13 protein-coding genes are annotated in these 13127 nt (G+C 65.6%); 3 read left to right on the top strand and 10 right to left on the bottom strand.

What is annotated here, in order from left to right:
• Positions 1-37: 37 nt before the first annotated feature.
• Both atpD and JQ580_RS08570 read left to right on the top strand, forming a co-directional pair.
• On the top strand, positions 38-1480 hold the full coding sequence (gene atpD / locus JQ580_RS08575; RefSeq protein WP_212279333.1) for a F0F1 ATP synthase subunit beta: 1443 nt from the start codon (positions 38-40) through the stop codon (positions 1478-1480).
• Between the two features lie 140 nt (positions 1481-1620).
• The gene (locus tag JQ580_RS08570; RefSeq protein ID WP_212279331.1) at positions 1621-2028 is read left to right on the top strand and encodes a F0F1 ATP synthase subunit epsilon; all 408 of its coding nucleotides are present in this window, start codon (positions 1621-1623) and stop codon (positions 2026-2028) included.
• A 193-nt stretch (positions 2029-2221) separates the two neighbouring features.
• Here JQ580_RS08570 and JQ580_RS08565 read toward each other — a convergent pair whose 3' ends face one another.
• From JQ580_RS08565 to proB, 10 genes are all read right to left on the bottom strand, one after another.
• Positions 2222-2722: an RNA pyrophosphohydrolase gene (locus JQ580_RS08565; RefSeq protein ID WP_212279329.1), complete on the bottom strand. Its 501-nt coding sequence runs from the start codon at positions 2720-2722 to the stop codon at positions 2222-2224.
• A gap of 62 nt (positions 2723-2784) precedes the next feature.
• Positions 2785-3291, bottom strand: a complete 507-nt coding sequence (locus JQ580_RS08560; RefSeq protein ID WP_212279327.1) for an RNA pyrophosphohydrolase — start codon at positions 3289-3291, stop codon at positions 2785-2787.
• Positions 3292-3366: 75 nt separating this feature from the next.
• Positions 3367-4599, bottom strand: coding sequence for a divergent polysaccharide deacetylase family protein (locus JQ580_RS08555; protein WP_212279325.1), 1233 nt, complete (start codon positions 4597-4599; stop codon positions 3367-3369).
• A gap of 153 nt (positions 4600-4752) precedes the next feature.
• A complete protein-coding gene (locus tag JQ580_RS08550) occupies positions 4753-6111 on the bottom strand; it encodes a S41 family peptidase (protein ID WP_212279323.1) in 1359 nt (452 codons plus the stop codon).
• On the bottom strand, positions 6108-7466 hold the full coding sequence (locus JQ580_RS08545) for a murein hydrolase activator EnvC family protein (RefSeq protein WP_212279321.1): 1359 nt from the start codon (positions 7464-7466) through the stop codon (positions 6108-6110). The genes JQ580_RS08550 and JQ580_RS08545 overlap by 4 nt, the downstream gene beginning before the upstream one ends.
• 32 nt (positions 7467-7498) lie before the next feature.
• Entirely contained in the window at positions 7499-7981 is a 483-nt protein-coding gene (gene rlmH / locus JQ580_RS08540; RefSeq protein WP_106947104.1) for a 23S rRNA (pseudouridine(1915)-N(3))-methyltransferase RlmH, read from the bottom strand.
• A gap of 95 nt (positions 7982-8076) precedes the next feature.
• Complete coding sequence (gene rsfS / locus JQ580_RS08535; protein ID WP_018318847.1) at positions 8077-8433, bottom strand: ribosome silencing factor; 357 nt, start codon at positions 8431-8433, stop codon at positions 8077-8079.
• Positions 8434-8654: 221 nt separating this feature from the next.
• Positions 8655-9299, bottom strand: coding sequence for a nicotinate-nucleotide adenylyltransferase (locus JQ580_RS08530; protein WP_212279319.1), 645 nt, complete (start codon positions 9297-9299; stop codon positions 8655-8657).
• A 23-nt stretch (positions 9300-9322) separates the two neighbouring features.
• Positions 9323-10618: a glutamate-5-semialdehyde dehydrogenase gene (locus JQ580_RS08525; protein WP_212279317.1), complete on the bottom strand. Its 1296-nt coding sequence runs from the start codon at positions 10616-10618 to the stop codon at positions 9323-9325.
• A gap of 186 nt (positions 10619-10804) precedes the next feature.
• Complete coding sequence (gene proB / locus JQ580_RS08520) at positions 10805-11926, bottom strand: glutamate 5-kinase (protein WP_212279316.1); 1122 nt, start codon at positions 11924-11926, stop codon at positions 10805-10807.
• A gap of 206 nt (positions 11927-12132) precedes the next feature.
• On the opposite strand from proB, the gene JQ580_RS08515 reads away from it, so the two are divergent.
• Positions 12133-13098 (top strand): Bug family tripartite tricarboxylate transporter substrate binding protein, encoded by a 966-nt coding sequence (locus JQ580_RS08515; RefSeq protein WP_212279314.1) that lies wholly within the window; start codon positions 12133-12135, stop codon positions 13096-13098.
• Positions 13099-13127 lie beyond the last annotated feature (29 nt).

Below are 13127 nucleotides of genomic sequence, written 5' to 3'. Positions count from 1 at the left end.
ACGGTCGTTCAAGTACAGAATTTCGAAGGAGAGCTTCATGGCTACAGCAGCTACCCAGGTCGGTCGGGTCACCCAGGTCATGGGTGCCGTCGTCGACGTTCAGTTCGAGGGCCACCTCCCGGCCATTCTCAATTCGCTGGAAACCAAGAACGGCAACATCCGCCTCGTGCTGGAAGTTGCGCAGCATCTCGGTGAGTCCACCGTGCGCACGATCGCGATGGACGTGACCGAAGGTCTGGTGCGCGGCCAGGAAGTGACCGACACCGGCCAGCCGATCCGCGTTCCGGTCGGCGAGGGCACGCTCGGCCGCATCATCAACGTGATCGGGGAGCCGATCGACGAAGCCGGTCCGGTCAAGACCGAAGGCCTGCGCCCGATCCACCAGGAAGCGCCGAGCTACACCGACCAGTCGACCGAAGCTGAAATTCTCGTCACCGGCATCAAGGTCGTCGACCTCCTCGCTCCGTATGCGAAGGGCGGCAAGATCGGCCTGTTCGGCGGCGCCGGCGTCGGCAAGACCGTGCTGATTCAGGAGCTGATCAACAACGTCGCGAAGGCGCACGGTGGTTACTCCGTGTTCGCCGGCGTCGGCGAGCGTACCCGCGAGGGCAACGACCTCTATCACGAGTTCATCGAATCCAAGGTCAATGCCGATCCGAAGAATCCGGATCCGAGCGTGAAGTCGAAGTGCGCGCTGGTGTTCGGCCAGATGAACGAGCCGCCCGGCGCCCGCGCCCGCGTCGCGCTCACGGGTCTGACCATCGCGGAAGACTTCCGCGACAAGGGCCAGGACGTGCTGTTCTTCGTCGACAACATCTTCCGCTTCACCCAGGCGGGCTCGGAAGTGTCGGCGCTGTTGGGTCGTATTCCTTCGGCGGTGGGTTATCAGCCGACGCTCGCCACCGACATGGGCGCGCTGCAGGAGCGCATCACCACCACGCAGAAGGGTTCGATCACCTCGGTGCAGGCCATCTACGTTCCGGCCGACGACTTGACCGACCCGGCGCCCGCGACCTCGTTCGCGCATTTGGACGCGACCACCACGCTGTCGCGCTCGATCGCCGAAAAGGGCATCTATCCGGCGGTGGATCCGCTCGACTCGACCTCGCGCATGCTTTCCCCGCTGGTCGTCGGTGAGGAGCACTACGCGGTCGCCCGTCAGGTCCAGCAGGTGCTGCAGCGCTACAAGGCGCTTCAGGACATCATCGCCATTCTCGGCATGGACGAGCTTTCGGAAGAGGACAAGCTGACGGTGGCGCGCGCCCGCAAGGTCGAGCGCTTCATGTCGCAGCCGTTCCACGTCGCCGAAATCTTCACGGGATCGCCGGGCAAGTTCGTCGAGCTCGCCGACACCATCAAGGGCTTCAAGGGCCTGGTGGAAGGCAAGTACGACCACCTGCCCGAAGCCGCCTTCTACATGGTCGGCACGATCGAGGAAGCCGTCGAGAAGGGCAAGAAGCTGGCGGCGGAAGCCGCCTAAGCCTTCTCATCTCGTCATCGCCGGGCAAAAGCGCGAAGCGCGTCTTTTCGTCGAGTCCGGCGATCCATCAAAAGAGAATTTTGATGGAGGGACCCGCGGGTCAGGCCCGCGGGTGACAAGCGGAAAACAACGGATAGCCCATGGCCACCTTCCACTTCGATCTCGTCTCTCCGGAAAAGCTCGCATTCTCGGGCGAGGTCGATCAGGTCGACATCCCCGGCGTCGAGGGTGATTTCGGCGTCCTGGCAGGACATGCCCCGGTCGTGGCTGCAATCCGTCCGGGCATCCTCACCATCACCGCCGGCGGCAAGCATGAGAAGATCATCGTGCTCGGTGGTCTCGCCGAAGTCTCCGAGAAGGGCCTGACTGTGCTCGCCGACGTCGCGACGTCGCTGGCCGAGCTCGACCGCGCCCAGTTCGCCGCGACCGTCTCCGAGATGGAAGAGGGCCTGAAGGAGCATGAAGGCAGCGCGCTCGATAACGCCATCGAGCGGCTCGACCACTTCAAGAGCATCCAGCAGCAGCTCAGCTCGACGGCTATGCACTAAGCCCCGGGGCACCGCTCCGGGGCTCAAGCCTTGGATTTTTTTGGATAAAATTCAGCGCTCGTCACGGAAGTGGCGGGCGCTGAAACTTTGTTGGACCCCGCTTGGCGGGGCCACCTCACATGCCAATCGCCTGAAAAAATTATCCAGCCATTTCAACCCCATCGCTACTGTGCATGGGGTTGTTTTCGCGATTTCAGCCCGCGAAGCCCGAGAACTGCTCGGCCACTGCGCGATAGACCTCCCGGCGAAACGGCACCACGACATCGGCGACGCGATCCAGCCGCTCCCAGCGCCAGGCATCGAACTCCGCCGGCTGTCCGTTGCGCGGCGTCAACGGGTCGATCTCGTCATCCTTGCCGGTGAAGCGCAGCGCGAACCATTTCTGCTGCTGGCCGCGGAATTTCGCGAGGCGATGCGTCTGTGGTCCGTCGTAAGGCGGAAATTCGTAGGTGAGCCAGTCGGTCTCGCCGAGATAGGTCGCGCTCTTGACGCTGGTCTCCTCCCAGAGCTCGCGCATCGCGGCATCGCGCAAGTTCTCGCCGTCGTCGACGCCGCCCTGCGGCATCTGCCAGTCGAGTCCCGGCAGGATGATCTCGGGCCCGTCGCCCTTGAAGCGGTGACCGATCAGAACGCGGCCTTCGGCGTTGAAGAGGGCGATCCCCACGTTGGGGCGGTAGGGCTTTTCACTCGTCACGCGCAAATCTCTCGTCGTCATTCCCGGCTGCATTAGCACCGAAGCCGGGACGACAATTCGATTTATTGGTCCGCCAGCGCGGAAAATTCCTGCACCACGCGCTCATAGACCGGGCGCTTGAAGGGAATGATCAGCCCGGTCAGGTTCTTCATCGGCTCCCAGCGCCAGCTGACGAATTCGGCCTTGTGGCCGCCCCCGCCGGGCTTCTCGACATTGATCTCGCTGTCCTTGCCGGTGAAGCGCACTGCGAACCATTTCTGGCGCTGGCCGCGGTAGCGGCCCTTCCAGGCGCGCCCCGCGACCGTGCGCGGAATGTCGTAAGTGAGCCAGTCCGGGACCTCGCCGAGCCGCTCGACCGAGCGCACGCTGGTCTCCTCATAGAGTTCGCGCTTGGCGGCATCCCAGGTGTCCTCGCCGGGATCGACGCCGCCTTGCGGCATCTGCCAGACATGGGTGTCGTCGACATGCTCGATGCCGCCGGCGCGGCGGCCGATGAACACCAGGCCATCTTTATTGATCAGCATCACGCCGACGCAGGTCCGGTAGGGCAGATCCTCATAACGCGCCATTCCGCCAGACCTCTCGCATGCTGCTGGTTGCGGCTTGACCGGTCCGCGGGACCCGTGCCGTACCAATCCGTTGATTTAGCTGGATTTTGATTTCAGCATCGCGGTTGTCAATGGCACCAAAAGGATACCCCGGTCGCCCAATGCCTTGGTCCAGGCGCCGATGCGCTCGATCGAGACGGGCAGGGCGCTAGCCGTGCCGACAGCCGCGCCGCGCTCGCGCGCCGCCGATTCGAGCTTGTTCAGGGCGCGGTCGATCTCGGTCGGCGTCGGCACCACGTCGATCGCGATGTCGCCCCTGCCGAACGGCATCGCCGCGCTCGCCGCGGCCGGGCCTGCGATGCTGCGGGGCGAGGAGCCGTCGTCGAAGAAGCCGAGGCCGCGCTTGGCCGCCTCGCGGATGATCGGCTGCATCGCAGCCTCCGTCGCGATGAAGCGGGCGCCCATGAAATTGGTGATGCCGGCATAACCCTGCATCCGGCTGAAATGCCAGTACAGGCGGTCCATGTTCTGGTCGGTGCTGAGCGAGGTCAGCAGCGTCTGCGGTCCCGGATCATTGTCGGGGAAGTCGTAAGGCTCCATCGGGATCTGGAGGAAGATTTCGTGGCGCTGCGCGCGGGCCCGTTCGGCGAGCTTGCCGGGATCGGTGCCGTAGGGCGTGAAGGCCAGCGTGACCGCCGCCGGCAGCTTCATGATGGCATCGGCGGTCTTGGCGGCGCCGACGCCGAGGCCGCCGATCACGATGGCGACCACCGGCATCTTGGCGGCCTTGGCGCGATCGGCGTCAGCCGCATAGACGTTGAACGGCTTCAGCCCGTCGGCGACCATCGGGATCATGCCGTAGCGTGATTTCTCCAGCAGTTTTGGATTGATCCCAGCCATGACGGGCGGCGGGGCAGACGCGGTTCCGGCCTTGTCGCCGCCGTCCTCGCCGGCGCCGATCACCACGTCGTGGCGGGCGCCGGTGGAGCCGTCGATCATGGTGACGGTCTTCTGTTCGCCGGGCGCGGCCTGCTTCGGCGCCTCCTGGCTGTCGTGCTTGCTCTCTTGCTTGCCAGCCTGGCCGTGGCCGGCGGAGGGCTTCTCATCGGTCGCCTTGCTGGCGCCGTTCTCGCGAATCGCGATCCGCGACATCGGCTCGCCGCCGAGCGGATCCTTGTTGAAGATGGCGAAGCCGGCAAAGGTCAGGAGGAACAGGCCGAGCAGCACGGCGAGCGCCTGCATGGCCGTGAACGGCAGCCGCAGCCGGCGTTTCCGCCGCGGCTTGTCCTGTCCGAGCGGGGCGCTCAGATCATCGGCCGTTTCAGTCATGCGCGATCCCGAATCACTGCCAATGACGATACCACGCCGGGGTCAAGCGGCGGCAGGCCGGGAAAGGCCGGGGACCGGAGTTCAAGCAAAAAGGGCGGCTCCAGGAGCCGCCCTTTTCGTCAGATCGCGTCATGCCAGGATCGGCTGGTAGCCTTAGTTCGCTGCCTTGGGCTTGTCGGTCGTGGCCTTGTTGTCGCCGCCGGGAATGGGCGCGGCGGAGGCGCTGTTCTTGATGCCGTGGAGCAGGTCGCCGGCGAGCTTGAGCGCCTTGTCGTCCTTGGCGTCCGGCGGGACGTAGGACTGCGAGCCGGTCTTCTCGTCGCCGTCATTCTTGAGATGGCCGCGCAGCGAGGCCTCGCCCTTGGTATCGGTGCGCGACTTCAGCTCGTCCGGCACGTCCTGCAGCACTTCGATGTCGGGCACGATGCCCTTGGCCTGGATCGACTTGCCCGACGGCGTGTAATAGCGCGCGGTGGTCAGCCGCAGCGCGCCATTGCCGCTCCCGAGCGGAATGATGGTCTGCACCGAGCCCTTGCCGAACGAGCGCGTGCCGACGATGGTCGCGCGCTTGTGGTCCTGCAGCGCGCCGGCGACGATTTCCGACGCCGAGGCCGAGCCGCCATTGACCAGCACGATGATGGGCTTGCCCTTGGTCAGATCGCCCGAATGTGCGGTGCGACGCTGGGTCTCCTCGGCATTGCGGCCGCGGGTCGACACGATCTCGCCCTTCTCCAGGAACGCGTCGGAGACGGTGACCGCTTCCTCGAGCAGGCCGCCCGGATTGTTGCGGAGGTCGATGACGTAGCCCTTCAGCTTGTCGCCGATCTGATTCGAGAGGTTGGCGACCTCGCGCTTCAGGCCCTCGGTGGTCTGCTCGTTGAAGGTGGTGATGCGGATATAGGCGATGTCGTCGGCCTCGACGCGCGCGCGCACCGAGCGGACGCGTATGTTGTCGCGCACCAGGGTGACGTCGATCGGATTGTCCTGGCCCTTGCGGATGATCTTGAGCCTGATCTTGGTGTTGACCGGGCCGCGCATCTTCTCGACCGCCTGGTTCAGGGTCAGGCCCTGCACCGCCTCGTCGTCGAGATTGGTGATGATGTCGTTGGCCATGACGCCGGCGCGCGAGGCCGGGGTGTCGTCGATCGGCGAGACCACCTTGATCAGGCCGTCTTCCATCGTCACCTCGATGCCGAGACCGCCGAACTCACCGCGGGTCTGCACCTGCATGTCGCGGAAGCTCTTGGCGTCCATGTAGCTCGAATGCGGATCGAGGCCGGTGAGCATGCCGCTGATGGCGGATTCGATCAGCTTGGTATCGTCGGGCTTCTCGACATAGTCGGAGCGCACGCGCTCGAAGACGTCGCCGAACAGATTGAGCTGGCGATAGGTGTCCGCGGTGGCGGCTCGCGCGCTGGAGCCCATGAACACCGCGCGCGGCTGGGTCACGAACAGCATCAGCGCCGCACCGGTGGCCGCGCTGAGGAGGATTACTGAAGTCTTGCGCATCATCCGCGAACCTTCTCGCCTTCATTTGCGGCCCACCATGGGCCTGGATCGATTGGAGTGCCGTCCTTACGGAACTCGACATACAGCACAGGTTGGCTCGCGTTCGTCGCGAGAATGGAGGCGACCTGAGAGGTCGATCCCATCGTCGCAACCGGCTCCCCCGTGAGCACAAACTGTCCGATGTTGACCGAAATGCGCTCCATCCCGGCGATCAGGACATGATACCCGCCCCCGGCATTGAGGATCAAGAGTTGTCCATAGCTGCGGAACGGACCTGAGTAGACCACCCAGCCGTCACACGGCGTTGTGACCTGGGAGCCGGGCTTGGTCGCCAGCGAAATGCCCTTCTGAACCCCGCCGACCCCGTCGGAACCGCCGAAATCCCTGATCTTGTTACCGTTAACCGGAAGCGGCAGGAGACCCTTGGCGGAGGCAAAGACGATCGCGGGGGTGGTCCGGGACCGGTCCTTGAACACGCCCGGGCCGGATTTGGCGCTGGAGCTGGCGGCCGCCGCCGCCTTGGCCTCGGCCTGCCTTGCGGCCTCGGCAGCCTTCTCGGCGGCCTTGGCGGCGCTCTGCAGATCCTGCTCCATCTTGGTGATCAGGCCCTGGAGATCGCCGACCTGCTTTGAAAGCATGATCGCGCGCGAATTCTCGGCGTTGAGATCCTTTTCGCGCTCCGCCTGCTGGCGCTGCCGCTCGTCGACGAGGGCGGTGAGCCGGGTCTGGTCGTTGCGGACCTTGTCGCGGTCGGAGGCCAGCTGATCGCGCTCGGTGGCGATATTCTTGCGCAAGGCCACGAGCTCGCCGAGCTCGCTTGCGATCTTTTCGGCGCGGCCGCGCAACTCCGGGACCACGGCGCCGAGCAGCATGGCCGTGCGCAGCGATTGCAGCGCATCTTCGGGCCGCACCAGCAGCGCCGGCGGCGTGCGCCGTCCGGCCCGCTGCAACGCCGCCAGCACCTCGACGATGTCGGCGCGGCGCGAATCGAGCGAGGCGCGCATCGCCTGCTCGCGTCCGTTGAGCGCGCGCAGCCGAGCTTCGGTTTCGTCGATCTTGGTCTCGACGCTGCGCACATTGGCGGCGGTGTCGATCAGCTGCTGATTGAGCTGGGTGCGGTCCTGGCCGAGCGAGGTGATCTCGGCCTTGAGCTTGGCCTGGGCTTCTTCGGCGTTCTTCTGCCTGGCTCGCGCGGCTTCCAGCTCCTGCTCGCGCTGCTTGATGGCGTCGGGCGATATGGCGGCGGTCTGTGGCGCCGGGGCTGCCGTCTGAGCTTGCGCGAGGCTTATGCAAGCTTGCACGAGGCTTGCGCCGGCGACGCCGGTGATCAGCAGCAGGTTGAGGAGCGGCGCTCGCATCGTGTCGGCAAAGGTGCTCGTTGTGGCGCGCATCACGCGCGGTGATAGGGGTGACCGGCCAGAATGGTGGCGGCCCGATAAAGCTGTTCCAGAAGCATGACGCGGACCATTTGGTGCGGCCAGGTCGCAGAGCCGAACGCGATCGCAAGCTTGGCCTTACGGCGCAATTCGGGCGAAAGTCCGTCCGCCCCTCCGATCACGAAGATAGTTTGTCCGGCACCTTCGTCGCGCCAGCGTCCGAGATGCCGTGCGAATACGGTGGAGTCGAGATTTTGCCCGCGCTCGTCCAGTGCCACCAGGATCGATTTGTCAGGGATATGCGCCGAGATCGCGGCGGCCTCTTCGGTCATCCGCGTCGCGGTGTCGCGCGCGCGGCTCTCGGGGATTTCGTGAACCAGCAGCTCGCGGAATCCGAGCTTGCGGCCGGCCTCGTCGAACCGCTCGAAATAACGGTCGGCAAGTTCCCGTTCGGGGCCCTGCTTCAGCCGGCCCACCGCAATGACAGCAACGCGCATGATGTCTTCAGGGTCGTGTTTTCGAGACCGCGCGCAAATGGCGCGCGCACGACGCTAGCATGCGCGTCAGCCGATTCGAAATCGGCTCAGCGAGCCTAGATCGCTTTCGCAGCCCCTGGGCCCTGCGTGTACAACCGCTCGAGGTTGTAGAACTCGCGGACTTCGGGTCTGAACACGTGCACGATCACATCGCCGGAATCGATCAGCACCCAGTCGCAATTGGGCAAGCCCTCGACATGGATGTTCTTGATGCCGTTTTCCTTGAGGCCCTTGGCGACGTTTTCCGCGATCGCGCCAACGTGCCGGTTCACCCGGCCGGTGGTGACGATCATGTAGTCGGAGTACGCCGATTTGCCGCGAAGGTCGATGGTGACAGTCTCTTCCGCCTTCATGTCCTCGAGGCGGGAGAGGATCAGGCTCAGCGTCTTGTCGGCGTCGGGTTGCGCCTTCAAGGCCGCAGCTTTGGCCGAGGTTTTACGCGCCGGCTTGGCAACCTTGGGTAAAACAGACTTCGTCGAAGCTGACTTGGACAATACAGATGTGGTCAGGGACCATTCCTTTCACTGTATCGCGAACGCCGAATCCGGCGCTCACCGGTTACACTACATCATGTGGGGTTAAGGGTTTCAATATGCCAGAGAGCCTGACGTCCCCACGACGCCGCCACTCCGTCTCACTTCGTACCTTTCCAGCTCCCGTCCGGGTTCCGTAAGCCGGTCGAGGAGAGATTAAGCTTCAATCCGGTCAGGAAAATCCAGGCCGGGGCCGGCCGATCTGCAAGCAATGCCGCCTCATTCTCGGGCACGCGGTAGCGCGCCAGCGCCTGGGCGGCGGGCGAAGCGAGGGCACGGAAACTCTGCGGCGGGCGATCGATGACCGCAATCGGCACCTGGTCGGCGATGCGCCGCCACTGCTGCCAACGATGGAATTGAGCGAGGTTGTCGGCGCCCATAATCCAGACAAAGCGCAAGCCGCTGAGGCGGCGGCGCAGGGTGTTGATCGTGTCGATAGTATAGCGGGTGCGAATGACGGATTCGAGACAGCTCACCTCGATCCGCGGGTCGTCGGCGACGTCGCGCGCCGCCTGCATGCGCTCCCCGAGTTCGTGCAGCGTACCGTTCTCCTTCAGTGGATTGCCGGGGGTCACCAGCCACCACACGCGATCGAGCTGAAGGCGCTTCAGGGCGAACTGGCTGATCGCGCGATGGGCCTCGTGGGGCGGATTGAACGAGCCGCCGAGCAGGCCGACGCGCATGCCCTTCGTATAGGGCGGTACGGCCTGCGCGAAGAACCGCGGCGCGACGAAATTGTTGCTCAATGACTCGCGCCTTGCGCCATGACTTACGGCCGCGTCTGCCCGGTGCCGTGAACGCGATACTTGAAGCTCGTCAGCTGCTCGGCGCCGACCGGGCCGCGGGCGTGGAAGCGGCCGGTGGCGATGCCGATCTCGGCGCCGAAGCCGAACTCGCCGCCATCGGCGAACTGCGTCGAGGCGTTGTGCAGCACGATCGCGGAATCGACCTCGCTCAGGAATTTCTTCGCAGCCGCTTCATCGGCACTCACGATCGCATCGGTGTGATGCGAGCCGTGGTTCTGGATGTGCGCGATTGCGCCGTCGACGCCGTCCACGACCTTCGCCGCGATGATCGCGTCGAGATATTCGGTGTCCCAATCGTCCTTGCTCGCAGGTTTGACGCGCGCATCCGTTGCTTGCACCGTTTCGTCGCCGCGCACTTCGCAGCCGGCTTCGATCAGCATCTCGACCAGCGGCTTCAGATTCTTGGCCGCGGCAGCGCGATCGACCAGCAGCGTCTCGGCCGCGCCGCAGACGCCGGTGCGGCGCATTTTTGCGTTGAGCACGATCGACTTCGCCATGGCGAGGTCGGCGCTGGCATCGACATAGACGTGGTTCACGCCTTCGAGATGCGCGAACACGGGCACGCGCGCTTCCTGCTCGACGCGCGCGACGAGGCTCTTGCCGCCGCGGGGCACGATCACGTCGATGGTGCCGTCGAGGCCCGACAGCATCATGCCGACCGCCGCGCGGTCGCGCGTCGGCACCAGCGTGATCGCAGCTTCAGGCAGGCCGGCCTCGCGCAGGCCCTGCACCAGGCAGTCATGGATCGCGCGGCAGGACCGGAAACTGTCCGAGCCGCCGCGCAGGACCACGGCATTGCCGGACTTCAGGCAGAGCACGCCGGCATCCGCCGCAACGTTCGGCCGGCTCTCGAAGATCACGCCGACGACGCCGAGCGGCACGCGCACGCGCTCGATGGTCATGCCGTTCGGCCGCTGCCAGCTCTCGGTGACGATGCCGACGGGATCGGCGATGCCGCGCACAATGCTGATACCCTCGGCCATGCTCTCGACCCGCGCTGGCGTCAGCGTCAGGCGATCGATGAAAGAGGAGGTCGCATTGCCGGAGGCGCGGGCTTCGGCGACGTCCTCGGCATTGGCGGCAAGGATCGCCGGAGCGTTTTGGCGGATCGCCCGCTCCATGGCTTCCAGCGCGCGGTTCTTCTGCTCCGGCGGCGCCAGCGCCAGCACGCGCGCAGCAGCACGGGCGCGGGTCCCGAGATCGGACATCAGCGCCTGGAGATCGGCATTGCCGTCGACGGCTTTGAGGGGGGCGGCCATGGGGAGTTCAACCTTCTGCTAAGGCGGTGTCCTAGCACGGAAATCCCGCTTTTGCGAAGGGCAGGGAGGGTATGGCTGATCTCCCTCATCGGTTGGCACCGGCCGCCGTCGGCCATCCACGACCTTTCAGGCGGTCCCAAGACCGTGGATGCCCGGGACAGGCCCGGGCATGACGGCAGGGGCCTCCTACCCGCCCACCACCAGATCGTCGCGGTGGATCATTTCCGAGCGCCCGCTGATACCGAGAATGCTCATCACATCGGGGGAGGAGCGGCCCTTGATCCGCTCGGCGACCTCGGCATCGTAGGCGATCAGGCCGCGGCCGATCTCGCTGGTATCGGGGCCGCGCACGATCACGGCATCGCCGCGGGCGAACTGGCCCTCGACCTTGATCACGCCGGCCGGCAGCAGGCTGGCGCCGGCGCGCAGCGCGGTCACGGCGCCGGCATCGATCGTCAGGGTGCCCTTCGGCTCCAGCGTGCCGGCGATCCAGCGTTTGCGCGAGGTGATGGGATTGGCGGGCGTCAGGAACCAGGTGCAGCGGCCGCCATCGGCGATCGCCTGCAGCGGATGCTCGATCTTGCCGGAGGCGATCAGCATATGCGTGCCGCCGGTGGTGGCGATCTTGGCGGCCTCGACCTTGGTGCGCATGCCGCCGCGCGACAGCTCGGATTCAGCGTCGCCCGCCACGGCCTCGATCTCCGAGGAGATGCTCTCGACCACCGGAATGAGCTTGGCGTTCGGATTGTTCTTCGGCGGGGCGTCGTAGAGCCCGTCGATGTCGGACAGCAGCACCAGCAGGTCCGCGCTCGCCATGGTGGCGACGCGCGCGGCGAGGCGGTCGTTGTCGCCGTAGCGGATCTCGTTGGTCGCCACCGTGTCGTTCTCGTTGATCACGGGGATTGCGCGCCACTCCAGCAGCTTGCCGATGGTGGAGCGCGCATTGAGATAGCGGCGGCGCTCCTCGGTATCCCCGGGCGTGACCAGGATCTGGCCGGCACCGATGCCGTGGGCCCCGAGCACCTCGGACCAGATCCGCGCCAGCGCGATCTGGCCGACGGCGGCGGCGGCCTGGCTCTCTTCCAGCTTGAGCGGGCCGCGCGGCAGCTTGAGGCGGCTGCGGCCGAGCGCAATCGAGCCCGAGGACACGACGAGGACGTCGCGGCCCTCGCGATGCAGCTTGGCCATGTCGTCGGCGAGCGCGGCGAGCCAGGACGCCCGCACCTCGCCCTTGTCGGAATCGACCAGCAGCGCGGAGCCGACCTTGACGACGATGCGGCGGAATTGACGGAGTTCGGGACTGGCCATGTGGGTATGTGTGTTGGCGCGCTTTGACGATCTGCTCTGCATCGGAAACGGCGGAGCGAGAGAGCGGCGCCGATAAGCCAGCTTTTGCAGCAGGACGATGGCCGGCGCAAGGCGGCCGACATGGTAAACAAACCAAGGTCGGCCTTGTCTTGGGCGCCGGCCCGGCTCTAATGCCGGCAACCAACAAAGGGTCGGAGGGGAAACGGATGGATCGCCGCAAATTCATGGCCGGATGTATCGGCCTGCCGCTGCTGGCGCAGGCAAATGAGGCGCAAGCGCAGGCCGGGCTGAGCAAGATCATCTTCCCGTTCGCGGCAGGCGCGGGCGGCGACACGCTGTGCCGGCTGATGGCGCAGGAGATGGCGCCTGTCCTTCAACGGACTCTGGTGGTCGAGAACCGCACCGGGGGCGACGGTCTGATCGGCATCAAGGCGGTGAAGGGCGGCAGCGCCGACGGCAGCATGGTGCTGGTGACGACGGGGCCCACCATGTACCTGCTGCCGATGGTGGAGACGACGCCGAGCTTCGACACGGCCAGGGATTTCATGCCGGTGTCGCTGTTGGCGCGGTTCGAATTCGCGCTGGTGATCAACCCGGCGATCGACGCCGTCGGCTTCAAGAGCTTCGTGGCGTGGCTAAAGGCGCATCCGGACAAGGCCTCGTTCGGCGTGCCGAGCAACGGCACCATTCCGCATTTCATGGGCTCCAAGGTCGAGAAGGATCTCGGCATGCCCCTGACCCGCGTGCCCTATCGCGGCAGCGCGCCGATCCTCAACGACATCATCGGCGGTCACATCTCGTTCGGCATCGTCACGTTGGCGGATGCGCTGCCGCAGCACCGTGCCAAGGGCGTGAAGATCATCGCGGTGTCGAGCGCAGAGCGCTCACCATTCGCGCCTGAGGTGCCGACGCTGAAGGAGAGCGGCATCGATCTCGTCGCGGACGCCTGGTACGGCATGTGGCTTCCGGCCGGCAGCCCACCGGAGTTTGCCAGCAAGCTGGGAGCCGCCGCGAGCGCCGCACTCGCCAAGCCCGAGGTGAAGGAGAAGCTCACCGCGATCGGGCTGATCCCGGTCGGCTCGACGCCGGAAGGATTGACGCAGGAGCTCGCCGCGAACATCGCGCTGTGGCAGCCGATCGTGAAGGCGACAGGATACAAGATCGAGAATTGACTTGCGTTTCACACTCCTCCATCCACGTG

It is taken from the genome of Bradyrhizobium sp. SZCCT0148 (assembly GCF_018129985.1).
GTDB lineage: Bacteria > Pseudomonadota > Alphaproteobacteria > Rhizobiales > Xanthobacteraceae > Bradyrhizobium > Bradyrhizobium japonicum_H.
Note: the sequence above shows the minus strand (reverse complement) of the source record. Positions and strands in the feature narration are given on the sequence as shown.

What these genes read in the sequence shown, in the direction of transcription:
- atpD (WP_212279333.1), top strand. Translation starts at nt 38, where the DNA reads ATGGCTACAGCAGCTACCCAGGTCGGTCGGGTCACCCAGGTCATGGGT.
- JQ580_RS08570 (WP_212279331.1), top strand. Translation starts at nt 1,621, where the DNA reads ATGGCCACCTTCCACTTCGATCTCGTCTCTCCGGAAAAGCTCGCATTC.
- JQ580_RS08560 (WP_212279327.1), bottom strand. Translation starts at nt 3,291, where the DNA reads ATGGCGCGTTATGAGGATCTGCCCTACCGGACCTGCGTCGGCGTGATG.
- JQ580_RS08555 (WP_212279325.1), bottom strand. Translation starts at nt 4,599, where the DNA reads ATGACTGAAACGGCCGATGATCTGAGCGCCCCGCTCGGACAGGACAAG.
- JQ580_RS08550 (WP_212279323.1), bottom strand. Translation starts at nt 6,111, where the DNA reads ATGATGCGCAAGACTTCAGTAATCCTCCTCAGCGCGGCCACCGGTGCG.
- JQ580_RS08545 (WP_212279321.1), bottom strand. Translation starts at nt 7,466, where the DNA reads ATGCGAGCGCCGCTCCTCAACCTGCTGCTGATCACCGGCGTCGCCGGC.
- rlmH (WP_106947104.1), bottom strand. Translation starts at nt 7,981, where the DNA reads ATGCGCGTTGCTGTCATTGCGGTGGGCCGGCTGAAGCAGGGCCCCGAA.
- JQ580_RS08525 (WP_212279317.1), bottom strand. Translation starts at nt 10,618, where the DNA reads ATGGCCGCCCCCCTCAAAGCCGTCGACGGCAATGCCGATCTCCAGGCG.
- proB (WP_212279316.1), bottom strand. Translation starts at nt 11,926, where the DNA reads ATGGCCAGTCCCGAACTCCGTCAATTCCGCCGCATCGTCGTCAAGGTC.
- JQ580_RS08515 (WP_212279314.1), top strand. Translation starts at nt 12,133, where the DNA reads ATGGATCGCCGCAAATTCATGGCCGGATGTATCGGCCTGCCGCTGCTG.